The sequence below is a fragment of the Agromyces sp. H17E-10 genome (assembly GCF_022919715.1).
Lineage (GTDB): Bacteria > Actinomycetota > Actinomycetes > Actinomycetales > Microbacteriaceae > Agromyces.
Map to the genome: position 1 here is coordinate 1,312,492 of NZ_CP095042.1, position 23,434 is coordinate 1,335,925.

Here is a 23,434-nt window from a genome sequence, read left to right on the forward strand (position 1 = left end):
GCCCGCTCACTCCCCTGCGTTCGCCGGCGGGCCCGTGACGGGCTCGCCGAGCAGCGGCGTCGAGACCGCGTAGATGCCATGGTTCGCGAACAGCCAGATGAGGTTGCGGTCCCACTCGACGAAGATGCCGTGCACGGGCGCCGCGAGGTCGTCGTCGTCCTTGAGGCCCATCGGCGGCACGAAGTACGCGCCCACCTTCGGGTCCCCTGGGTCGCGCACGTCGAAGATCTGCAGGCCCGCGGCGTAGAACGCGTAGGGGATGACGCCGCCGTGCGGGGTGCCCGTGTTCGTGAAGTAGCCCGAGCGCTTCGGCCCGAACGAGCCGCGGCGCTGCGCCCAGTCGGTGAACTTCGCCTCGGCGGGCGGCAGCGGGCGGGGCAGCGTGCGCACGACGCGGGGCTGCGTCGGATCGCTGACGTCGATCTGGTAGATCTCCTTCGCCGGCTCGTAGCAGTCGGTGTTCATCGGGTAGCCCGAGACGTAGACGTAGCCGGTCTCCTCGACCTGGGTCGTGTCGACGTTGTCGCCCTCGGTGCCGGCGACGCTCGTCGGCAGCGCGCACCAGCCGACGTGGTGGATGTTCGCCGGGTCGGAGACGTCGAGCACGAAGAAGCCCTGGCCGCCCTGGGCGGCGTAGGCGTAGCGGTAGCCCGACTCGACCGAGCGGGGCATGAAGACGCCCATGCGCGAGCCGAACCAGCTCGTCTTGTTGTTCCAGCGGTCGTTGCCCTCGAGGTACTCCGAGTCGTCCTCCTCGCCGGCGCGGGTGCCGGGCACCCACCAGGTCGACAGCAGCTCGGGGTTGGCGGGGTCGCTGACGTCGTAGGCGGCGTGGCCGGCGGCCCACAGCGTCGTCTTGTAGGGCTGGTTCGTGAACGTGTTGTCGGGCGCGGTCGCGACGAAGAGGTACTTGTCGCCGTAGTAGACGGGCAGGTCGAGCACGCCGTTGCCCTCCTGGATCTCGTCGGGCCCGTGGTTCGGGTCGGTCGAGACCTCGGTGACGAGGGTCCAGTCGCGGGGGCTCGGGCCGTTCATCTCGAAGGTGCGGAAGCCGCGCAGGCCCTCCCACTCCTTCAGCTGGCCCTCGACGGTGTCGTCGATCCACTTGTTGGCGACGCGACCCTTGAGGAAGTAGCGCGGCGTCTCGGAGGCCTGGATCGCGACATGCTTGCCGAGCTTCTCGTTGAACTGCACGGTCGTCGCGCCGAACTGCGGGCGGGGGTCGTCCCAGCCCCACTGCTCCTCGTCGACGATCGTGAGGTCGCGCGGGTCGGTGATGTCGTAGAGCTTCCAGTGGTTGCCGCCACCGTAGTGCAGCATGTACCGGGTGCCGTCCCAGTCGTAGATGCACTGCCACGAGTGGCTCGTGTTCACGACGATCGGGTAGAACGCCTCGGCGGTCGCGTTGAGCGTGTACGTCTCGGGGTCGCGGTAGTCGAGCTGGCCCGGCCAGTCGACGAAGACATCGCGCGGCACCGACGGGGTCGAGGCCGGCGGCAGGAAGGTGCCGTCGGGCTGCATGCCCCAGGTGCCGGGCTCGGGGTCGCTCGGTTCGCCGGCCACTCGCTGGAAGTCCTCGGGGCGGTACTTCTTCGCGTGGGGAACGTACGGTGAGCCGGCCATGTCGCCTCCATTGGCAGCAGTGAGTGAGATCGTCCGACGCGGGGGCGTCGTAGATTCAGCGTCATCCCGACCCAGCGATGCTGTCCAATATCAATACGGCTCGGAGCCATGACCGAGCGGGCATACCTGCTTCTCCGTCGGTCGAGTAGGCGCGCAGCGCCGTATCGAGACCACGGATGCTGCGGGCGGTGGTCTCGATACGCGCTTCGCGCTACTCGACCGACCGGAGCGTCGCACTATTCCGCGAGCGACCGCGCGTGCTCCCGCTCGAACTCGGCGAGCCGCGCGCCCTCCCGGCGCAGGTGCGTGAGCAGGGCCGCGGCGGCCGCCGACGGCGCCCGGTCCTTCGGCATCGTGACGCCGACCGACCGGCGGATCGAGCTCAGCGGCGTCGGCAGGATGCGGAGCTCCCGGTCGTCGACCGCGATGAACATGGGCAGCGCCGCGATGACGTCGGTCGACACGAGCAGGTTGCGCAGCGTCAGCATCGACGTGCACTCGACCCGGTCGGCCGGCAGCGGCAGCCCCTCGTGGAAGAACACCGCCTCGAGCTCGGCGCGCAGCGCGGTCTGGGCGACGGGGAAGATCCACGGGTACGCCACGAGGTCGGCGAGCGCGGTCGACCGGTCGTGCACGGGATGCCCCGCCCGGGCGACGAGCCGGATCGGCTCCTGGTGCAGGCGCTCCTGCTCGAGCCGCACGGGCACGGTCGGCGAGAGCCGCCCGACGGTGAGGTCGAGGTCGCCCGCCAGCAGCAGCTGCTGCAGCGTGTCGGGCGTGCCCTCGCGCACGACGACGGTCAGGCGCGGATGCTCCTTCTTGAGCCCCGCGATCGCGCGCGGTAGCAGCAGGTTCGAGCCGGCGAGGTGCGTGCCGACGGTCACGGTGCCGAGCTGACCCGACTGCAGCAGCCGCACCTCCTCGCCCGCGACGCGGAGCTCGGCGAGCACCGAACGGGCCCGCTCGATGAAGGGTCGGCCGTACTCGGTCGGGGTGACGCCGCGCGGCAGTCGTTCGAAGAGCGGCACGCCGAGGATGTCCTCGGCCTCGCGCAGTCCGCGGGTGACGACGGGCTGGGTGATGTGCAGCGCCTCGGCGGCGCGCACGAGCGTGCCCTCGTCGGCGATGGTGGTGACGAGCACGAGATGCCGGATCTTGAGCCGGCCGTCCAGGAGTCGATCGGTGGCCATGCCGCAGGACTATAGCCGAAAGGGCATGGCAGTGCAGCAAGAGAGTATTTGTCGGCATCCCTCGGGGTTCCTAGCCTGAATCCATGCCAACGCAGACGACGACGTCGGCGGTTGCGGCCACCGCCGCCCCGCCCGCCCCGACCCGGCTCCGCAACTTCATCGCGGGCGAGCCCGTCGACGGCGTGCGCGGGTTCGACAAGACGAACCCCGTCGATGGCTCGCTCATCGCGGTCGTGCACGAGGCCGGCGTCGACGAGGTCGATCGTGCGGTCGCCGCGGCACGTGCCGCGCTCGAGGGTCCGTGGGGCCGCATGACGGTGCTCGAGCGCACGCGCCTGCTGCGCCGGGTCGCCGACGTCATCGACCGCCGCGCCGACGAGCTCGTCGCGGCCGAGGTGGGCGACACCGGCAAGCCCGAGACGCTCGCCCGCGACCTCGACGTCGCCCGGGCGTCGGCGAACTTCCGCGCGGCGGCCGACACCGTGGCATCGGCCGGCCTCGACTCGTTCCTCACCGAGATGCCCGACGGCCGTCGCGCCCTCAACTACGCGGTGCGCAAGCCACTCGGGGTCGTCGCGGTCATCGTGCCGTGGAACCTGCCGCTGCTGCTGCTCACCTGGAAGCTCGCCCCCGCCCTCGCCGCGGGCAACACGGTCGTCGTGAAGCCCTCGGAGGAGACGCCGTCGTCGGCGACCCTGCTCGCCGAGATCCTCATGGAGGCGGGCGTGCCGGCGGGCGTCGTCAACGTCGTGCACGGGTTCGGTTCCCGGTCTGCGGGCGAGTTGCTCACGACGCATCCGGGCATCGACGGGGTCACCTTCACGGGCGAGTCGTCGACCGGGTCGGCGATCATGCGGGCGGTCGCCCCGCGCGTGCGACCCGTGTCGTTCGAGCTCGGCGGCAAGAACGCGGCGGTCGTGTTCGCCGACGCCGACCTCGACGCCGCGATCGCGGGGCTCGCACGGTCGAGCTACCTCAACACCGGCCAGGTGTGCCTCTGCACCGAGCGCATCTACGTCGAACGCGCGATCTTCGACGACGTCGCCGCGGGACTCGCCGAGCAGGCGGGCCGCCTGCGGCTCGGCCGCCCCGAGGACCCGGCGACCACGACCGGCCCCCTCATCTCGCAGGCGCACCGCGACAAGGTGCTCGGCTACTTCGCGCTCGCCCGCGAGGAGGGCGCGACGGTGCTCGCGGGCGGCGGCGTGCCCACCCTCGGCGACGGCCTCGACGGCGGATCGTGGATCGAGCCCACCCTCTGGACCGGGCTCGACAACACGCACCGCACGATGCGCGAGGAGGTCTTCGGACCGGTCACGTCGCTCGTGCCCTTCGACACCGAGGAGCAGGCGATCGCGCTCGCGAACGACACGGACTACGGGCTCGCCGCCGTCACCTGGACGAGCGACCTCACCCGCGGCCACCGCGTCGCGCAGCGCATGCGGGTCGGCATGTCGTGGGTGAACACGTGGTACCTGCGCGACCTTCGCAGCCCGTTCGGCGGGGTCGGGCTCTCGGGCGTCGGCCGCGAGGGCGGCCGCCACTCGCTCGAGTTCTACACCGAGCCGACGAACGTGTGCGTGCAACTGTGAGCGGGCCGAGCGCCCCGGCATGGCCGGGCGAAGAACCGACGGCGGATGCCGCGGGCGCGAGCCGCTCGGGTGCCGATGCCGCCCGCGTGAGCCATGCGGCGACGGATGCCTCGTGGTCGGCCGCCGACGCGCGACTGCTGGCCGCCGCCCGAACGGGCGTCGCGTGCGCCCCCGTGCGCGAGCTCATCGGCGAGACCAACCAGGACGCGGCCTACGCCGTGCAGTCGCTCGGCATCGACCGGCTGCTCGCCGACGGGCGCCGCATCGTCGGCCGCAAGATCGGGCTCACCTCGCCCGCGGTGCAGGCGCAGTTCGGCGTCTACTCCCCCGACTACGGCGTGCTGCTCGACGACATGGTCTTCGCCGACCGCGAGCCGATCGACCTCGGGCGGTTCCTGCAGCCCCGGGTCGAGGCCGAGGTCGCGTTCGTGCTCGGCCACGACCTCGACTCGGAGACGGCGAACGTCGCCGACGTGATCCGCGCGACCGAGTTCGTGCTGCCCGCGATCGAGGTCGTCGACTCGCGCATCGCGGGCTGGGACATCCGCATCACCGACACGATCGCCGACAACGCCTCGAGCGGGGCCGTCGTGCTCGGCACGACGTCGCACCGCCTCGACGGGCTCGACCTCGCCGACGTCGGCATGCGGCTCGACCACCGGGGCGAGCCCGTCTCGGTCGGGTCGGGTGCCGCGTGTCTCGGCAACCCCGTCATCGCGGTCGCGTGGCTCGCCCGGGCAGTCGCCCGGCACGGCCGTCCGCTGCGCGCGGGCGAGGTCATCCTCTCGGGTGCGCTCGGCCCCATGGTCGCGGCGACCGAGGGCGTCTTCCACGCTCGGCTCGCCGGTCTCGGCGAGGTGCGCGCCGACTTCATCCGCACCGCGGCCGCCCCGGCAGCCACCGGCACCGTCCCCTCATCGACCGCCCCCACGGAAGGAGCCGCAGCATGACGACGGGCGTCGCCATCATCGGATCCGGCAACATCGGCACCGACCTGCTCATCAAGGTCAAGCGGCTCTCGCAGACCCTGCACGTCGTCGCGATGGCGGGCATCGACCCCGACTCCGACGGGCTCGCCCGCGCGCGCCGCCTCGGCGTCGCGACGACCCACGAGGGCGTCGACGGGCTCGTCGCGATGCCCGAGTTCGCGGACGTCGAGATCGTCTTCGACGCCACGAGCGCGGGCGCGCACGCCCGCAACGACGCACTGGTGCGCGACGCGGGCCGCGTCATGGTCGACCTCACCCCGGCCGCGATCGGGCCGTACGTCGTACCCGTCGTGAACCTCGGCGAGCACCTCGGTGCCACGAACGTCAACATGGTCACGTGCGGCGGCCAGGCGACCGTGCCGATGGTGGCCGCGGTCTCGCGCGTCGCGCCCGTCGCGTACGCCGAGATCGTCGCGTCGATCTCGTCGCGCTCGGCGGGCCCCGGCACCCGGGCGAACATCGACGAGTTCACGCAGACCACCGCCCGCGCCCTCGAGGTGATCGGCGGCGCCGAGCGCGGCAAGGCGATCATCGTGCTGAACCCGGCCGAGCCGCCGCTCATCATGCGCGACACGGTCTACTGCCTCGTCGAGCACGAGAGCGACGCCCCGCTCGACGAGGCCGCCGTGCGCGACTCGGTCGATGCGATGGTCGCCGAGGTGCAGGGCTACGTCGGCGGCTACCGGCTCAAGCAGCAGGTGCAGTTCGACGCGGTCGACGAGCCGTACGTGCCGGCGCTCGACCGGCCGTTCCGCGGCACGCGCGTGACCGTCCTGCTCGAGGTCGCGGGCGCCGGGCACTACCTGCCCGAATACGCGGGCAACCTCGACATCATGACCTCCGCGGCGCTGCGCACCGCCGAGCGACTCGTCGCCGAACGCGCGACCGCCGAACGGGCGACCGCCGAGCCCCAGGGAGCCACCGCATGACCGAGACCGCCCCGGCCGCAGCATCCGGCTCGAAGAAGATCTACGTGCAGGACGTCACCCTGCGCGACGGCATGCACGCGATGGCGCACCGCTACACGCTCGACCAGGTGCGCGACATCTCGCGCGCGCTCGAAGCAGCCGGGGTCGACGCGATCGAGGTCGCGCACGGCGACGGCCTCGGCGGCTCGAGCGTCGCGTACGGGCAGGGCGCCCACACCGACTGGCAGTGGATCGAGGCGGCCGCCTCGGTGCTCGACCGGGCGAAGCTCACGACCCTCATCCTGCCCGGCATCGGCACGATCGACGACCTCGCCCGCGCCCGCGACCTCGGCGTCGCGAGCGTGCGCGTCGCGACCCACTGCACCGAGGCCGACGTCTCCGCCCAGCACATCGGGTGGGCGCGCGAGCACGGCATGGACGTCTCGGGCTTCCTCATGATGAGCCACATGAACGACCCGCGCGGCCTCGCCGAGCAGGCGAGGCTCATGGAGTCGTACGGCGCCCACTGCGTCTACGTCACCGACTCCGGCGGCCGGCTCACGATGCAGGGCGTCGCCGACCGCGTCGACGCCTACCGCGAGGTGCTCGCGCTCGAGACGCAGATCGGCATCCACGCGCACGAGAACCTCTCGCTGAGCGTCGCGAACAGCGTGACCGCCGTCGAGCACGGCGCGTTCCGCGTCGACGCGTCGCTCGCGGGGCAGGGCGCGGGCGCCGGCAACTGCCCGATCGAGGCGTTCGTCGCCGTCGCCGACCTCAGCGGCTTCGAGCACGGCTGCGACCTCTTCACGCTGCAGGATGCCGCGGAGGAACTCGTCCGACCCCTCCAGCGCCGGCCCGTCCGGGTCGACCGCGAGACCCTCACCCTCGGATACGCGGGCGTGTACTCGAGCTTCCTGCTGCACGCCGAACGGGCTGCCGCCCGGCACGGGCTCGACGCCCGCGACATCCTCGTCGAGCTCGGCGACCGCCGCATGGTCGGCGGCCAGGAGGACATGATCGTCGACGTCGCGCTCGACCTCGTCGAGGCGCGTGCCGCGCAGCTCGCCGGTGCGGGCGCCGACGCTGCGGGCGCCGCAGCCGCGGCCGGTGCCGGAGGTGCGGCATGACCGCCGCCTCGGCGTTCGCGGCGGCGCTCGACCGCGCCCAGCGCACGGCCTCTCCGACCACGCAGCTCGCCGCCGACGCGGCGATCGGTCTCGACGCCGCCTACGCCACCCAGCACGCGCTCCTCGCCCGCAGGGTCGCCCGCGGCGAGCGCATCGCCGGCCTGAAGCTCGGCTTCACGTCGCGCGCGAAGGCGCAGCAGATGGGCGTCGACGACGTCATCATCGGCACCGTCACCGACGCCATGCGCCTCGCCGACGGCGGGGTGTTCGACGTGTCGACGGCGATCCACCCGCGCATCGAACCCGAGGTCGCGTTCCTCCTGGGCGACGACCTCGACGACCCGACGCGACCCGCGTCCGACGCGCTCGGCGCCGTCGCCGGCGTCGCGCCCGCGCTCGAGATCATCGACTCGCGCTACCGCGACTTCACGTTCAGCCTCGACGACGTCGTGGCCGACAACGCCTCGGCCGCGGCGTTCACGATCGGGCCGTGGCGCTCGCCCGAGGAGGTCGGCCCGCTCGACAACCGCGCCGTCCGCCTCGAGATCGACGGACGGCTCTCGCAGGCCGGCTCGACCGCCGCGATCCTCGGCGACCCCGTGCGGGCGCTCGACGCGGCGCTCCGGCTCGCCCGGCGGCACGGCTTCGCGCTGCGCGCCGGAATGGTGCTGCTCGCCGGGGCCGCGACGGTCGCGGTGCCCCTGCCCGCCCGCGGCGTCGTCACGGCGCACGTCGCCGGGCTCGGCGAGGTCTCGGTCCGCACGAGCGGAAGGGCCGACCGGCCCGCTGCCCCCGACCGGCCCGCCGCCCCTGACCGGCCCGCGTCGGCCGCGAACGGCGAAGGCGGTGCGCGATGACCGAGGCACGGGGCATCCTCGTCGACGGCAAGGCGACGCCGCGCGGACGGTTCCCGCACGCGCGTGTCTCGGGCGACCTCGTGTTCGTCTCGGGCACGTCGAGCCGCCGCCCCGACAACACGATCGCGGGCGCCGACGCCGACGAGTTCGGCGCGACGCGGCTCGACATCGCCGTGCAGACCCGCGCCGTCATCGAGAACATCCGGGCGATCCTGGCCGAGGCGGGGTGCACGCTCGCCGACCTCGTGCAGGCGACGAGCTACCTCGTCGACATGAACGACTTCGCCGGGTACAACGCCGTGTGGGCCGAGTACTTCGACGAGGGCGGGCCCGCCCGCACGACTGTGGCCGTGCACCAGCTGCCGCATCCGCACCTGCGCATCGAGATCCAGGCGATCGCGCGGCGTCCCGCCGGAGCATCCGATTCGCCCGCGGCATCCGATTCGCCCGCGGCATCCGGCACCCGAACCGTACCCAGCACCACCACTCTCGAGGAGGAGAAGCAATGACCACCATCCCACCCGTGATCGATTTCCCGGCCTGGATCAAGGAGCACGAGCACCTGCTCAAGCCGCCGGTCAACAACAAGCAGGCGTTCATCCCGATGAACGACTTCATCGTGCAGGTCGTCGGCGGGCCGAACCAGCGCACCGACTTCCACTTCGACCCGTACGAGGAGTGGTTCTACCAGTACCGCGGCAACATGCACGTGAACATCCAGACGGAGGACGGGCCCCAGCGCATCGACATCCGCGAGGGCGAGATGTGGCTCCTGCCCGGCAACGTGTACCACTCGCCGCAGCGGCCCGAGGCGGGCTCGATCGGCATCGTCATCGAGCGCATCCGCGAGGAGGGCACGCTCGAGAAGTTCGCCTGGTTCTGCCCGAACTGCAACACCAAGGTGCACGAGGTCGAGCTGCAGGTGCGTGACATCGTCGAGGACCTGCCGCCCGTCTTCCGCGAGTTCTACGAGAGCGAAGAGGGTCGGACGTGCCCGAACTGCGGCACCGTCCACCCCGGCAAGGGCTGAACCCGTTGGGCACGATCGACGTCCACACGCACTTCGTGCCGAACGCCTGGCCCGACCTCGCCACCGAGGCCGGGCCCGGCGTCTGGCCGACGCTGCGCGTGGACTCCGAGCGCGAGGCGATGATCATGCTCGGTTCGACCGAGTTCCGTCGCATCGATGATCGCTGCTGGGACGCCGAGGCGCGACTGGCCGACATGGACGCCGACGGCGTCGAACTGCAGGTCATCTCGCCGACCCCGGTCTTCTTCTCGTACGACGCGTCGGGGGATGCCGCTGCGCGAGTCGCCCGCATCTTCAACGACCTCGCGCTCGAGGTCAGCGCCCCCGCCCCCGACCGGTTCGTGCCGTTCGCCCAGGTGCCGCTGCAGGACACCGACGCGGCCTGCGCCGAGGCGTCGCGTGCGATCGCCTCGGGGCACGCGGGCGTCGAGATCGGCAACCACGTCGGCGACCGCGACCTCGACGACGAGGGCATCGTCACGTTCCTGCAGCACTGCGCGAGCGAGGGCATCCCCGTGTTCGTGCACCCGTGGGACATGCCGGGCTCGCCCCGCCTCGACCGCTGGATGGCCCGCTGGCTCGCCGGAATGCCCGCCGAGACGCACCTGTCGATCATCGCCATGATCCTCGGGGGCGTGTTCGACCGGGTACCGCCGTCGCTGCGCATCGCCTTCGCCCACGGCGGCGGGTCGTTCGCGTTCTGGCTCGGCCGGTTCGAGAACGCCTGGCATCAGCGGCGCGACCTCATCGGTGTCAGCGAGCGGCCGCCGTCGGCCTACCTCGACCGGTTCAGCGTCGACTCGGTCGTGTTCGACCCCGCCGCGCTGCGGCTGCTCGTCGACACGCTCGGCGCGTCGCAGGTGATGGTGGGCAGCGACTACCCCTACCCGCTCGGTGAACGCCCCGTCGGGTCGGTCGTCGACCGTGCCGGCTTCCTGACCGCCGACCAGGCCGAGGCGATCCGGCGCGGCAACGCGCTGCGATTCCTCGGGCGGTGAGCGGGATGCCGCGTTCGATGCATCCCTGATCCGCCCCGCCTCCGACCGACCCACCCTCTCGTCCCGACCTGACCGGAGCTACGCATGACCCTCGCGACCACCCCGCACACGATCGACCGCGCGACGTGCGCCGACCTCGACGCGGCCGACCCGCTCGCCGCGCTCCGCGAGCGGTTCGACCTGCCCGAGAGCGTCGTCTACCTCGACGGCAACTCGCTCGGCGCACTGCCGCGCACGACGGCGGCGCACGTCGAGCGGGTGATCCGCGAGGAGTGGGGCACCGGACTCATCCGCAGCTGGAACGACGCGGGCTGGTTCGACAAGCCGCGCACGCTCGGCGACCGCATCGCGCCGCTCATCGGAGCCGCGGCCGGCGAGGTCGTGCTCGGCGACTCGACCTCGGCGAGCCTCTTCCAGGTCGCGATGGCGGCGGCGCGACTCCGACCCGGCCGGCGGGTGATCGTGTCGGAGCGCGGCAGCTTCCCGACCGACCTGTACATCCTCGAGAGCGTGCAGGAACTCGCCGGCGCGGCCGGCGCCCCGCTCGAGCGCCGGCTCATCGACGGCGAGGACGACCTCGACGCGGTGCTCGGCGACGACGTCGCGGTCGTCGTGCTCACCCACGTCAACTACCGCACCGGGCGCATGTACGACCTGGCCGAGGTGACGCGTCGCGTGCACGAGGCGGGCGCGCTCATGGTGTGGGACCTCTGCCACTCGGTCGGCGCGGTGCCGGTCGACCTCAACGGGGCGGGCGCCGACTTCGCGATCGGCTGCACCTACAAATACCTCAACGGCGGACCGGGCTCGCCGTCGTTCATCTGGGTCGCCGAGCGCCACCAGGCCGACGCTCGCCCGGCACTCACCGGCTGGCACGGGCACGCACGCCCCTTCGACTTCGGCATCGACTACGCCCCCGCCGAGGGCATCACCCGGTTCCGCGTCGGCACGCCCCAGCTGCTCTCGGTCGCGGGACTCGAGGCGAGCCTCGACGTGTGGGACGACGTCGACCTGGAGGCCCTCCGCGAGAAGAGCCTGCGCCTCACCGAGCTCTTCATCTCGCTCGTCGACGCGCGCCTCGGTCGCTTCGGCGTCGAGGTCGTCACGCCCCGGCAGTCGGCGCGCCGCGGGAGCCAGGTCTCGCTGCGGTTCGCGGGGGCGGCACGCACTGGCGGCTCGGCCGGCAGCTCGGCCGGCAGCTCGGCCGGCACCTCGGCCGGCACCTCGGCCGGCGCCTCGGACGACACCGGCGTTGCCGCCGCGACCACCCCCAGCGTCCTGCCCGAGACCGCCGACGGCTACGCGGTCATGCAGGCCATCATCGAGCGGGGCGTCATCGGCGACTTCCGCGCGCCCGACCTCATGCGATTCGGCTTCACCCCGCTCTACGTCACGCACACCGACGTCTGGGACGCGGTCGCCGTGCTCGAGGACGTGCTCGCGACCGAGTCGTGGCGCGACGAGCGCTTCGCCCGCCGCGGCGCCGTCACCTGACCGCCCAACTTTCTGAACGGCCCCTCGAAAGTGCACTTCCCGCCCGAAAGCGGGCGATGAGTGCACTCTCGATGCACCCCCACAGCCGCATCCTGCTCGAGCGACCAAGCCCACACGTCGAAAGCGCACTTCCCGCCCGAAAGCGGACGATGAGTGCACGCTCGACGCCGAGAAACATGGGTGAACCGAGCGCGCCGACGCCGCTTACGCGGGCGGGCTGAAACATGAGACGGATGCCTCGCGCCGATGTGTACACTCAGGGCATGATGTTCGCCGGCGTGTACAGCGCGCCGGTCGGGTAACCCACCGATCCCGAGGCGTGCCGCATGAAGCCCACCGTGCAGACCCTGCTGTCCCACCCCGAGCTCGGCCTCGGCCTCCTCACTCCGGCCGACTCCCTCCCCGACGGCGCGCTCGAGGCGACGGTCGTGTGGGCGCACAGCTCCGACCTCGCCGATCCGACGCCGTTCCTCGACGCGGGACACGTGCTGCTCACGACCGGCACGCAGTTCGCCGAGGGCGTCGTGGGCGACGATTCCGGCGACGCGGGGTTCGCCGACTCGTACGTCGCGCGCCTGCGCGAGAAGGGCATCGCCGCGCTCGGCTTCGGCACCGAGGTGATCCGCGCCGGCACGCCCGACGCGCTCGTCGCCGCCTGCACGGCGCAGGGACTGCCACTCTTCGAGGTTCCGTACCGGGTGCCGTTCATCGCGATCGCGCGCACCGTCGCCGACCTCATCGCCGAAGACGCGTACGCCCGCCAGGCGTGGGCGCTCGCCGCCCAGCGTGCGATCTCGCTCGCCGCGCTGCGCCCCGACGGCCTCTCGGCGACGCTCGCCGAGCTCTCGCATCGACTCGGCGCCTGGGTCGGCCTCATCGACGCGACCGGCACCCTCGACCGCGAGGCCCCGGCCGACGGACTCCCCCAGCCCGCCCTCGGCGAGGTCGTCGGCGAGGCGCGTTCGATGCTGCGCCGTGGCCAGCGCGCGAGCCGCACGCTGCTCGCCGCCGAGTCGACCGATTCGCCGCAGCGCATGACCCTGCAGACTCTCGGCGGCGGCGGATCGCTTCGCGGCGTGCTCGCGATCGGCGACTCGGCCGAGCTCGACGCCGCCGGTCGCGAGGTCGTGAACTCGGTCATCGCCCTCGCCGGCCTCGCCCTCGAGCAGAACCGCGACCTCGACCGCGCACGTGGCCACCTGCGGTCGGGCCTCCTGCGCGGCATCCTCGACGGCGACACCGCCCTCGCCGAGCGCGTCTCGGCCGAGATGTGGGGCCCCCTTCCCGAGGCGCCGGTGCGCGTCATCGTGACGGATGCCCCTGCCCAGGTCGACCGCATGACCGAGTTGCTCGAACTGCGGGTCGAGGAGCGCGGGGGCCGCCTGTTCTTCGGCCGCGACGACGAGCGTTTCGTGCTCATCGTCGAGGAGGCCGACGCGCCGGTCGCCGACGAGCTCGCGGCCGAGTTCGAGCTGCCCGTCGGCGTCTCCGACCCCGTGGCCGACGCCGGGGTTCCGCAGGCGCACGAACAGGCGCTGCGAGCCCTCGACCGAGCCCGTGAGAGCGGTGCCGGCGTCGTCAACTTCGACGAGATCAGCCGGCAGGGGGTGCTCGCGTTCCTCGCCCGCACCGACGCACGGGCCGTCGCATTCGCGACGCTCGCCCCGCTCACCGCGCACGACGCCGCGAACGGCACGACCCTCGTCGAGACGACCCGCACGTGGCTCGAGCACGGCGGCCAGTTCGACGCCACGGCGCAGGAGCTCGGCGTGCACCGGCACACCGTGCGCAGCCGCATCGCGCTCGCCGAGCGGCTGCTCGGGCGCGACCTCTCGGGGTTCCACGCGCGCGCCGACCTGTGGGCGGCGCTGCTCGCGGTCGAGTAAGGCGGATCACGGTACCTGAAGCTGTGCCACGCCCGCTCGCGTGCTCGCCCGCGCCCGCGCACCCGCGCCCCCACTCGACCGCGCGCCACGATCTCGGCGATCGCCACTGCCTCGGACCGGTTCGGGAGGATCGGTCCGATTCCATGGCGATCGCCGAATTCGTGGCGCGGATGACGCGCGCTATCGCTCCTGCGCCGCCACGAGGTCGCGGTACCAGGCGAACGAGTCCTTGCGGGTGCGCTCGCCCGTCTCGAAGTCGACGTGCACGAGTCCGAACCGCTGCGTGTAGCCCTGCGCCCACTCGAAGTTGTCCATGAGCGACCACACGAAGTAGCCGCGCACGTCGACGCCCTGCTCGATCGCATCGGCGACGGCCCGGAGGTGCCCGTCGAGGTAGGCGATGCGCTCGACGTCGTGCACGGCGCGGCTGCCCTCAGCACCCGTGACGACCTGGTCGGGATACGAGGCGCCGTTCTCAGTGATGACGACCGGCGGCAGTGCGTCGCCGTAGTCGCGATGCAGGCTCACGAGCAGCTCGCCGAACGCGGCGGGCACGACGGGCCAGTCGAAGCCGGTCACGGGGGTTCCCGCGGGCGGCTCCGCCGGCTCGAACGGCAACCCGGCGAGCGCGAACTCCGACCCCTCGGCGGGCGCGGCGACGTACGTCGGGTTGTACGAGTTCACGCCGTAGAAGTCGAGCGGCGCGGAGATCACCTCGAGGTCGCCGTCTTCGAGCCCCGGGAACACCTCGAGCCCGAACGCCGACAGGTCGGGGTAGGCGCCCGTCAGCACGGGGTCGATGAAGGTGCGGTTGTAGACGAGGTCGAACGCGCCCGCGGCCATGAGGTCGGCGGGGTCGCTCGAAGCGGGCACGACGAGGGTGTGGTTGTTCGTGATGCCGACCTCGACCGAACCCGAACCCGAACCCGACCCCGCGGCGCGGATCGCCGCGACCGCGAGCCCGTGCCCGAGCAGCTGGTGGTGCACCGTCGGCAGCGCACCGAGCATGAGCTGCCGCCCGGGCGCCTGCGTGCCGAGGGCGTAACCCTCGAGCGTGGTCATGGCCGGTTCGTTGAGCGTGATCCATCGCCCGACGCGGTCGCCGAGCCGGTCGAGCACGAGCCCCACGTACTCGGCGTACCGCGCGGCGGTGTCGCGTGCGAGCCAGCCGCCCGCGTCCTCGAGCGGCTGCGGCAGGTCCCAGTGGTAGAGCGTCACGAGCGGCGCGATGCCGGCCTCGGCCAGTGCGTCGACGAACCGCTCGTAGTGGTCGAGGCCCGCGGCGTTGGCCGGCCCGGTGCCGCCCGGCTGCACGCGCGGCCACGAGATGGAGAACCGATAGTCGGTCGCGCCGAGGTCGACGAGCTCCGCGATGTCGTCGCGATACCGGCGATAGCTGTCGGCCGCCACGAGGGCGTTCGACCCGTCGACGACGCGCCCCGGCTCGGCCGTGAACGTGTCCCAGATGCTCGGCCCGCGCCCGTCGGCGGTCGTCGACCCCTCGATCTGGAAGGCCGCGGTCGCCGCACCCCACCGGAATCCCCGCGGGAAGCGCGGCAGATCCGCCGCACGCGCGCTCGAAGCATCCATCGTGAACCTCGCTGTTCTCTGTGCCGTCGGGCAGAAGTGGGACGTTTGACCCAGTTCTGCCACCCTACCCGTCGGTCCGCTGCGCAGGAAGCACTTTCCGGCCCGCACCGCCCGGCGTACGCTGTAACCGTCGGAGGGGGTTGCGATGCAGGCCACGGTGGGCGAACGCCTCGTCATCCACGGAAAGCAGGTCGGCCAGCCCGGCCGGCACGGCGAGATCCTCGAGGTGCGCGGCGAGGACGGCGGGCCGCCGTACCTCGTGCGCTTCGACGACGGGCACGAGACGCTGCTCTACCCGGGCGCCGACTGCGAGGTCGAACACGCCGCCGAGTAGGCCTCGGCCGAGGCATCCGGTTCGCATCGATGCAGGGCGAGCGGGATGCCTCGCGCCCGCGCCGCGCTAGCGTTGACGGCATGTTCCATTCGTATGCGGCGATCGGCGACAGCTTCACGGAGGGCGTCGGCGACGAACTGCCCGACGGCAGCGTGCGGGGCTGGGCCGACTTCGTGGCGCTCGGCCTCGCGATGCACGCGCGCGAGCCGATCGGCTACGCGAACCTCGCCATCCGCGGGCGCAAGCTCGGACCGATCATCGACGAGCAGCTGGACGCCGCGATCGCCCTGCAGCCAGAACTGCTGAGCTTCAACGGCGGCGGCAACGACATGCTGCGCCCCCGCATGGACGAGCAGGTGACGGCGACGCGGTTCCGCGACGCGATCAACCGCATCCGCGACGCGGGCATCCACGTGCTCATGCTGAGCGGGGCGAACCCGACCGAGCACCTGCCGATGGGCAAGGTCTTCGACGCCCGCGGCGCTCGGCTCACCGCTGCCCTCGTCGACCTCGGATCGCTCGAGGGCGTCACCTTCGTCGACAACTTCAACGACCGCGGCCTGCGCGACATCCGGTACTGGTCGCCCGACAAGCTGCACCTCAACGCGCTCGGCCACGCCCGCGTCGCCTCGAACGTGCTCACCGCGCTCGACGTGCCCGTGCCGCCCGAGTGGGGCGTCGAGGAGGTCGCGGCCGCGCCGCCCGGGCCCCGCAGCCGCAACACCGCCGCGTACTACCGCGAGTTCGTGCTGCCCTGGATCGGGCGCCGGCTCACCGGTCGCTCGTCGGGCGACGGACGGGTCGCCAAGCGCGCGACGCTCGAGGCGATCACGCCGAGCTGAGCGCCGAGTCCGCCAGAGTCCGGCACGGCCAGGCGCTCGCGGCGTCTGGTGGTGCGGCGGGCGCGACACGGTGTGACCGGGTGGGACCCGGTGTGACCGGGCGCGACCCGGCCGAGCCCGGCCATGCCTGCGCATCCGCCACGCCTTGAGCCGGAGCATCCGACAATCGGGGCCGCATGGCGGCCTCTGTGCCGGATGCTCCTCCCGAAGCCGACCTCAGGCGCCGAGCACGTCGGCGACGAACGCCTTGGTGCGCCGGGCGAGACCCTCGATGCGCTCGAGCTCGTGCGCGCTCGGCAGCACCTCCGACGGTGCCGGCGGGCGGCCGAGCCGCACCGTCTCCTGGCACGCGAGGTCGCTGCAGATGTAGGTGCCGACGCTGTCGCCGCGTTCGCCCGCCTCGCCCGCGCGACGGGCCGAGAAGAGTGCGACCTGGTCGCCGGGCTGGTGCGTGTGGCAGAGGTTGCAGACGGCTGCTCGGTGGCGCGAGCCGGTGTGCTCCGCGGCGCGCAGCACGATGCCGGCGACGCCGCCGTCGAGCTCGGTCACGAGGTAGCCGCGCGAGGCGATGCGCGGGTCGCGCCACGCGAACGCGTCGAGGTGCGCCCACTCGGTCACGAAGAACTTCACCGGCAGCGACAGCTGGGCGAGCTCACCCTCGCTCGCGTTGCCGAGCGCTGCCTTGACGTCGGACTCGACCAGTGGCTGCATCGGTCTCCCCTCGTGCGACTCCCCCAGTCTACGAAGGGCCTCCGGGCGCGGCATCCGCGGCCGTCATACGCGCCCCGCGGGCCGTCAACCGGCGTCGTGGGCGCTCGACCACTCCTCGTACGTCTGGCGGTCGCCGGGCGGCGGGTCGATCATCACGAGCTCCCAGTCGAGGTCCTCGTGGTCGGGCAGCCAGGAGACGATCAGCACGTCGCGATCACCGGCGCCCCGCGGCCGGAACGCGCCGAGCTCGGCGACGACGTACTGCACCGCGATGCCGTGCTCGGCGAACCGGTCGCGCGACGCGCACTCGCCGCGCTCGACGATGTTGGGGCCGCCGATCGGCACGACCGACAGGCACACCTGGTCGGCGCCGTTGAGGTAGCCCCAGAATCCGCGGCCGAACAGCTCGTCGAGCTTGCGTACGGTGTCGGCCTGCGCGCCGAGCGCGACGACGAGGCTCTCGTCCTCGGGTTGCTGCGGACGGTCGAACACGGCGAGCCCGCGCGGCGGGGCGACGAGCGATGCGATCGCGACCGCGCCAGCGGCCGCGAACGCGACGGCGACCCCGGCGATCGCGAGCACGGTCGGCCACCGGCGCTTCGGGGTCCGACTCGCCTGCGCCCCGGCCTGCGCCGCGGCCGTGTGCGATTCAGGATGCTCGAGCCGACGCGCCGGGTCCGCGTCGTCGCCGAACGGCGTGTCGCGCGGATCTCCTGAGTTCGACACCGACGCCGCGCCGGAGGACGCTGACGCGGCGGCGGCGCCACCGTCGAGCGCAAGCGATCGGGATGCCGCATCCCGACGCTCCTCCGCGCGGCGGGCGAGCTCCGCCTCGACGCGTTCGAGTTCGGTCGCGGCATCCGTCTCGTAGCCGTCGGGCGTGCCGTAGACGACGCGCCTGAGCGCGTCGGCACGCGCCTCGAGTTCAGCATCGTCGCCCGTCACGGGAGCCTCCACCGCCGACGCTAGCCCGCACCGGTCGACGCGGCCAGCCCCCGTTGACGGGCGGCTCGGGCGGTGCCCCGTTCAGGACGGGTCAGAAGGCGAACTCGGGGCGCGGGCGGTCGTCGACGAGCGGGTGCCAGCCCTCGGGACCGCGGTCGTAGGCGTGGGCCGGGCCGTCGGAGACGAGCTTCGCGAGCGCGGTGAGGAACCGGTCGACGTCATCGGTCGTCGATCCGGCGCCGAGGCTCGCCCGCAGTCCGTTCGCCCGGCCGGCCACGCGGTCGAAGAACGGGTGGGCGCAGAACCGGCCGGCCCGCACCGAGATGCCGTGCTCCGCGCCGAGTGCGGCGGCGAGGAGGCCCACCGACCCGCGTTCGAGCTCGATCGTCGCGATGCCGAGCCGGTCGTCGGCGTCCTCGAATCCGTGCACGACGCGGATGCCGCGCTGGGCTCCGAGTCCCGCGTGGAGCCGGTCGGTCAGCGCCTGTTCGTGCGAGTCGCGGGCAGCCTCGCCGAGGCGCTCGAACTCGGCGAGCGCCCGGGCGATCGCGACGATGCCGACGACGTTGGGCGTGCCCGCCTCGTGGCGTGCTGCACCGTGCTTCCACTCGACGCGGTCGAGCCGAACGGTCTCGACGGCACCGCCGCCCGCGAGATGGGCGGGCGCGGCGTCGAGCCAGTCGGCGCGGCCGACGAAGGCGCCCGCGCCGAACGGCGCGTAGGCCTTGTGGCCCGAGAAGGCGAGGTAGTCGAGGTCGGATGCCTCGAGCGAGACCCGACGGTGGGGCAGCAGTTGCGCGGCGTCGACGGCGATGCGTGCGCCGTGCGCGTGCGCGAGGCGGGCGAGCCGGTCGATCGGCAGCACCTCGCCGGTCACGTTCGACGCCCCCGTGACGGTCAGCAGCGCGGCCGGACATCGGGCGAGCTCTGCGTCGAGCGCATCGAGCGTCTCGGCGATCGTCGGCTGGGCCACGACGACGCGACGGGCCCCGTCGCGCCAGGGCAGCAGGTTGGCGTGGTGCTCGAGATCGAGCACCACGGTGTCGCCGGGCACCGCGCTCGCGAGCAGGTTGAGCGCGTCGGTCGTGTTGCGCGTGAAGACGACGAGGTCGTCGTCGCGGGCGCCGACGTGGCGGGCTACGGTCGCGCGTGCTCCTTCGACGAGCGCGGTGGTCTGCTGCGACGGATAGCCGGTGCCGCGGTGCACGCTCGCGTAGTAGGGCAGCACCCGGGCGACCTGTTCGGCGACGACGGTGAACGCCGGCGCCGAGGCGGCCACGTCGAGGTTGACGTGCCGCACGGCTCGGCCGCCGAGCACCGGCACCTCGAGCTCCGCGTCGACGAGCCGGGCGAGCGGCACGGATCCGGCGGGAACCGGAGACGCGGAGCCGGACATCATGCTCGCCGCCTCCGACGTGCGCACGGGGCGGACGGCGGCCTGGTCGGTGGCGATCACTGGAGACTCCTCGGTCGATGGTGGGTCGAGGCTACGAGCCGCCCGGGACCGCCTCAACCCTCGACGTCGCGGGCCGTCACGGCGCGCAACATTCGGACACATCCCTCGGTCAGATCATCCAGGCGTAGGAGGAATCGACCGGATACTCGAGGCGCGGCGCACCGGAGAGGTGCACGTTCTCGGGCCGGTCGAGCCCGAGGTGCTCCCGCAGCGTCGTCCCCTCGTACTCGGTCGGGAACGCCCCGCGACGCTGCAGCTCGGGCACGACGCCGAGTGCGAACGCCTCGAACTGCGCCGGCTGGATCGCCGAGAGGACGTTGAACCCGTCGACCGCTCCGGCGTCGCCCCATGCCTCGAACTCGGTCGCGATGTCGTCGGCCGTGCCCACGATCATCGACGCGTTCACCGACGCTGCCACGACGAGGTGCCTGAGCGTCGGCGGGCGCTCTCCCGAGGGGCTGCGACCGGTGCGCTCGGCGACGATCTCGACGAGCTCCTGTCCGAGTTCGCTGAACTCGGCCACCAGCAAGGGGGTGACGCCGCGATCTGGCGAGAGTCCCGCCACGTCGACGCCGAGCAACGTCGACAGTTGCGCGAGCGACCGGTTCGCGGGAAAGGCCGGGGGCGGGCCGTCGGGCCAGTCCTCGGCGATCTGCACGAGCTCGCTCAGCTCGTCGGCGATCGTCTGCGCGTGCTCGCGCGTCTCGCCGACGATGGGCAGCACGGGCGCGATGACCTTGAGCGTGCGGTCGTCGCGACCCGACTCGAACGCGAGCGCACGCAGTTCCTCCCGAACCCGCACGGCATGACCGAGGTCGCCCACGGCGACGAGCGCGACGTCGGCGTTCTGGGCCGCGAACAATTGCGAGCGGGGCGACGTCCCGGCATGCACGATCGGCAGGTGCCCCTGCACGGGGCGGGTGACATTGAGCGGGCCGCTGACGCTCAGGTGGTGTCCGGTGAAGTCGGTCGCGTGCAGCTTGGCCGGGTCGAGGAACATGCCGGACGAGGCATCCGCGACGATGGCGTCGTCCTCGAACGAGTCCCACAGCCGGCGCAGCACGTGCTCGAACTCGACCGCGCGGTCGTAGCGCGACTCGCTCGCCGTGTGGAAGTCGCGCCCGTGGTTCGCGGCGGCCCGCGGCTCGGCCGCGGTGACGAGGTTGAGACCCGCACGGCCGCCGCTCAGCAGGTCGAGCGACGCGGTCGTGCGCGCGAGCGTGTACGGGTCGGAGTAGCTCGTGTTCGCCGTCGCGATGAGGCCGATGCGCTCGGTGACGCCCGCGAGGTAGGTGACCGCCGAGAGCGGGTCGACGCGTGCCACCAGGTAGGGGTCGCGGTATTCGAGGTCGTGCCCCGTCGCGAGCCAGTCGCCGAAGAAGAGGTAGTCGAGCCGAGCCCGTTCGGCGACCTCGGCGGCGCGGCGCAGCACGGCGGCATCGCCCCGCGGGTCGCGGTGCGCGCCGGGATAGCGCCAGCCCGACGGGTAGGCGCCGATCGCCCGGACCATCGCGCCGATGATGAGACGTGTCATGTGTCGACCTCCGAAAACCGACGGTAGGGAACGGTCGCGAGCGCCGCGACCGTGCCCCGTCACACGGGGGCACGGAAGGTCACACTCGGACGCTTTCGCGAGCGCAGCGCCCGCGGTCACCAGTTCGACACGTACTCCGACACCCGGTCGGGCAGCGTGCCGCGTACGACGGGAGCGCCCCGCTGCACGGCTTGGCCGATGCGCTCGTGGAGCTGCTCCGACGCCACCCGGTAGTCGACGAAGTCGCCGTCGCTCGCGTAGACCCCGATCGGCAGCGTGAGCGCCTGGAAGAACGAGAACAGCGGCCGGAACTGGTGCTCGATGATGAGCGCGTGCCGGTTGCTGCCGCCGGTCGCCGCGAGTTGCACGGGCTTGTCGATCAGCGCGTACTGCCCCACGAAGTCGAACACGTGCTTGAACAGCCCCGTGAAGCTCGCCCGGTACACGGGACTCGCGACGATGAGCAGGGTCGACTGCTCGATCGCCCTGACCGCCTCCTCGGCGACCGGGCCGAGCTCGTCCCGGGTGAGCGCGCCCGAGAACTCGCGCCCGATCTCCGAGAGCTCGATGAGGCGGGTGTCGACCTCGTGCCCGCCGGGCGACCCCGCGAGCGCTTCCGCGAAGCGTTCGAGGAGTTCGCGGCTGAGCGCGGTGGTCTTCGAGGGGGCGTGCAGGCTGCCCGACACGGCGACGAGTGAGATGTTCGACATGGCACGAAGCTAGAACTGCGAGGGCGATGCCGCGACCGGCCCCGTCGCGCACGGTAAGCCCGCGCAACCTGCCGCCACACGGCGCCGCGCGGCGACATGACGGGGGCGGCCGGAGGCCGTCACAACGACCTCAGGAGTCGCTCCGTGACGCGTGCCGAGAAGTGCAGCGCGTCGACGGGCACGTGCTCGTCGGCGGTGTGGAACTGCCCGAACACGTCGAATCCGTCGGGCACGCGCAGCGGCACGAAGCCGTACCCGGCGATGCCGAGCGCGGCCAGGTGCTTGTTGTCGGTCGACGCGGGCAGCAGGTAGGGCACGACGACGCCGCCAGGATCGTCGGCCTCGACGGCGCGCTGCATCCCGCCCAGGATCGGCGCGTCGACGGGCGCCGCGATGGGCGCGATCGACCTGACGATCTCGACGTCGACGCCTTCGCCCGCGAGGCGCTCGAGTTCGGCGACGACGGATGACTCGTGCCCGGGCAGCACCCGCAGGTCGACGTCGGCCGTGGCCACGCCCGGGATGACGTTCGTCTTCGATCCGGCGGTGAGCACGGTGGGCGAAGCGGTGTCGCGCAGGCCGGCCCCGATGATCGAACCCGTGAATCCGAGATCGGCGAGCGCGCGCTCGAGCTCGGCCGGGTCCGAGGCATCCGGGAACGCACGCCCGCTCGCCTCGCCGAATCGCCGGAGGAACCCCTCGAGCGCGGGCGTCGCCTCGACGGGGAACCGGTGCTCGCCGATCGCGGCGACCGCCCGGGCGAGCCGCACAACCGCGTTGTCGTCGGTGGGTCGGGAGCCGTGCCCCGGTCGCCCGCGGGCGGTGAGGCGCGCCCATGAGACGCCCTTCTCAGCGGTCGCGGCGAGGTAGGCGCGGCGACCGTCACCGAGCGGCACCGAGAACCCGCCGACCTCGCTCAGCGCCTCGGTCGCCCCCGCGAAGAGGTCGGGGCGGTGCTCGACGAGCCACTTCGCGCCCCAGGTGCCGCCCGCCTCCTCATCGGCGAAGAACGCGAACACGAGGTCGCGGCCCGGCACGACGCCGTCGCGGGCGAACGCCCGCGCGACGGCGAGGAGCACGCCGGCGAAGTTCTTCATGTCGACGGCGCCGCGGCCGTAGAGCAGTCCGTCGTGGATCTCGGCGCCGAACGGCGGGTGCGTCCACTCCTGCCCGGCGACGGGCACGACGTCGAGGTGCGCGTGCACGACGAGCGCCCCGCGTGCGGGGTCGGCGCCCCCGAGTCGGGCGACGAAGCTGCCACGACCCGGCCGCGATTCGACGAGCTCGCCGACGATGCCGACCTCGGCGAGCGCGGCCTGCACGAGACGGGCGGCGCGCGTCTCGCCGTCGCCGATCGTCGACGGGTCGCCCGTGTTGACGCTGTCGATGCGGATGAGCTCGCGGGTGAACCGCAGCGCCTCCTCCTCGAGGAGCCGCCGTCGCGCCGGCTCGGCCGACCCGGCGGAGTCGACCGAGTCGGCAGGGACGGCTGAGCCGGGGCGGGCGGGTGGTTCGTCACGGGTCGATCGGGCGCTCATGCGACCACTGTCCCGAACCGCCGGCCGCCCGGCAAGCGGGAACGCGAACCGTGGCGACCGGGGTAGCGACGTTGCCT

21 protein-coding genes are annotated in these 23,434 nt (G+C 72.7%); 12 read left to right on the forward strand and 9 right to left on the reverse strand.

Annotated features, from left to right (window positions below):
* Positions 1-6 precede the first annotated feature (6 nt).
* Positions 7-1,623: an LVIVD repeat-containing protein gene (locus MUN74_RS05970; RefSeq protein WP_244855510.1), complete on the reverse strand. Its 1,617-nt coding sequence runs from the start codon at positions 1,621-1,623 to the stop codon at positions 7-9.
* 236 nt (positions 1,624-1,859) lie between these two features.
* Positions 1,860-2,813 carry a LysR substrate-binding domain-containing protein gene (locus MUN74_RS05975; protein WP_244855511.1) on the reverse strand — a complete coding sequence of 318 codons (954 nt, stop codon included), beginning with the start codon at positions 2,811-2,813 and terminating at the stop codon, positions 1,860-1,862.
* Positions 2,814-2,896: 83 nt separating this feature from the next.
* On the opposite strand from MUN74_RS05975, the gene MUN74_RS05980 reads away from it, so the two are divergent.
* From MUN74_RS05980 to MUN74_RS06025, 10 genes are all read left to right on the forward strand, one after another.
* The gene (locus tag MUN74_RS05980; RefSeq protein ID WP_244855512.1) at positions 2,897-4,405 is read left to right on the forward strand and encodes a 2-hydroxymuconic semialdehyde dehydrogenase; all 1,509 of its coding nucleotides are present in this window, start codon (positions 2,897-2,899) and stop codon (positions 4,403-4,405) included.
* Positions 4,402-5,355, forward strand: a complete 954-nt coding sequence (locus MUN74_RS05985) for a 2-keto-4-pentenoate hydratase (RefSeq protein WP_305038267.1) — start codon at positions 4,402-4,404, stop codon at positions 5,353-5,355. The genes MUN74_RS05980 and MUN74_RS05985 overlap by 4 nt, the downstream gene beginning before the upstream one ends.
* Positions 5,352-6,323 (forward strand): acetaldehyde dehydrogenase (acetylating), encoded by a 972-nt coding sequence (locus MUN74_RS05990; RefSeq protein ID WP_244855513.1) that lies wholly within the window; start codon positions 5,352-5,354, stop codon positions 6,321-6,323. Before MUN74_RS05985 ends, MUN74_RS05990 begins: the two co-directional genes overlap by 4 nt.
* A complete protein-coding gene (gene dmpG, locus MUN74_RS05995) occupies positions 6,320-7,432 on the forward strand; it encodes a 4-hydroxy-2-oxovalerate aldolase (protein ID WP_244855514.1) in 1,113 nt (370 codons plus the stop codon). The genes MUN74_RS05990 and dmpG overlap by 4 nt, the downstream gene beginning before the upstream one ends.
* A complete protein-coding gene (locus tag MUN74_RS06000; protein ID WP_244855515.1) occupies positions 7,429-8,289 on the forward strand; it encodes a 2-keto-4-pentenoate hydratase in 861 nt (286 codons plus the stop codon). The genes dmpG and MUN74_RS06000 overlap by 4 nt, the downstream gene beginning before the upstream one ends.
* Complete coding sequence (locus MUN74_RS06005) at positions 8,286-8,798, forward strand: RidA family protein (protein ID WP_244855516.1); 513 nt, start codon at positions 8,286-8,288, stop codon at positions 8,796-8,798. The genes MUN74_RS06000 and MUN74_RS06005 overlap by 4 nt, the downstream gene beginning before the upstream one ends.
* Positions 8,795-9,319, forward strand: coding sequence for a 3-hydroxyanthranilate 3,4-dioxygenase (locus MUN74_RS06010; RefSeq protein WP_244855517.1), 525 nt, complete (start codon positions 8,795-8,797; stop codon positions 9,317-9,319). The genes MUN74_RS06005 and MUN74_RS06010 overlap by 4 nt, the downstream gene beginning before the upstream one ends.
* 5 nt (positions 9,320-9,324) lie before the next feature.
* A complete protein-coding gene (locus tag MUN74_RS06015) occupies positions 9,325-10,317 on the forward strand; it encodes an amidohydrolase family protein (protein WP_244855518.1) in 993 nt (330 codons plus the stop codon).
* Positions 10,318-10,401: 84 nt separating this feature from the next.
* Positions 10,402-11,811 carry a kynureninase gene (gene kynU / locus MUN74_RS06020; RefSeq protein ID WP_244855519.1) on the forward strand — a complete coding sequence of 470 codons (1,410 nt, stop codon included), beginning with the start codon at positions 10,402-10,404 and terminating at the stop codon, positions 11,809-11,811.
* A 326-nt stretch (positions 11,812-12,137) separates the two neighbouring features.
* Complete coding sequence (locus MUN74_RS06025; protein ID WP_244855520.1) at positions 12,138-13,697, forward strand: PucR family transcriptional regulator; 1,560 nt, start codon at positions 12,138-12,140, stop codon at positions 13,695-13,697.
* Positions 13,698-13,877: 180 nt separating this feature from the next.
* Here the strand turns inward: MUN74_RS06025 and MUN74_RS06030 are convergent, their stop codons facing one another.
* Positions 13,878-15,287 (reverse strand): GH1 family beta-glucosidase, encoded by a 1,410-nt coding sequence (locus tag MUN74_RS06030; RefSeq protein ID WP_244855521.1) that lies wholly within the window; start codon positions 15,285-15,287, stop codon positions 13,878-13,880.
* 145 nt (positions 15,288-15,432) lie between these two features.
* Here MUN74_RS06030 and MUN74_RS06035 point away from each other — a divergent pair, with 145 nt between their 5' ends.
* Both MUN74_RS06035 and MUN74_RS06040 read left to right on the forward strand, forming a co-directional pair.
* Positions 15,433-15,621: a DUF1918 domain-containing protein gene (locus MUN74_RS06035; RefSeq protein ID WP_244855522.1), complete on the forward strand. Its 189-nt coding sequence runs from the start codon at positions 15,433-15,435 to the stop codon at positions 15,619-15,621.
* 80 nt (positions 15,622-15,701) lie between these two features.
* Entirely contained in the window at positions 15,702-16,463 is a 762-nt protein-coding gene (locus MUN74_RS06040) for an SGNH/GDSL hydrolase family protein (RefSeq protein WP_244855523.1), read from the forward strand.
* A gap of 216 nt (positions 16,464-16,679) precedes the next feature.
* Here MUN74_RS06040 and MUN74_RS06045 read toward each other — a convergent pair whose 3' ends face one another.
* From MUN74_RS06045 to MUN74_RS06070, 6 genes are all read right to left on the reverse strand, one after another.
* Positions 16,680-17,174, reverse strand: coding sequence for an FBP domain-containing protein (locus MUN74_RS06045; protein ID WP_244855524.1), 495 nt, complete (start codon positions 17,172-17,174; stop codon positions 16,680-16,682).
* Between the two features lie 84 nt (positions 17,175-17,258).
* Positions 17,259-18,119, reverse strand: coding sequence for a hypothetical protein (locus MUN74_RS06050; RefSeq protein WP_244855525.1), 861 nt, complete (start codon positions 18,117-18,119; stop codon positions 17,259-17,261).
* Positions 18,120-18,210: 91 nt separating this feature from the next.
* Positions 18,211-19,575 carry an aminotransferase class V-fold PLP-dependent enzyme gene (locus MUN74_RS06055; protein ID WP_244855526.1) on the reverse strand — a complete coding sequence of 455 codons (1,365 nt, stop codon included), beginning with the start codon at positions 19,573-19,575 and terminating at the stop codon, positions 18,211-18,213.
* Between the two features lie 109 nt (positions 19,576-19,684).
* Positions 19,685-21,109, reverse strand: coding sequence for an NtaA/DmoA family FMN-dependent monooxygenase (locus MUN74_RS06060; RefSeq protein ID WP_244855527.1), 1,425 nt, complete (start codon positions 21,107-21,109; stop codon positions 19,685-19,687).
* Between the two features lie 116 nt (positions 21,110-21,225).
* Complete coding sequence (gene msuE, locus MUN74_RS06065; protein ID WP_244855528.1) at positions 21,226-21,819, reverse strand: FMN reductase; 594 nt, start codon at positions 21,817-21,819, stop codon at positions 21,226-21,228.
* Between the two features lie 119 nt (positions 21,820-21,938).
* Positions 21,939-23,357 (reverse strand): M20/M25/M40 family metallo-hydrolase, encoded by a 1,419-nt coding sequence (locus MUN74_RS06070; RefSeq protein WP_244855529.1) that lies wholly within the window; start codon positions 23,355-23,357, stop codon positions 21,939-21,941.
* Positions 23,358-23,434: the final 77 nt, after the last annotated feature.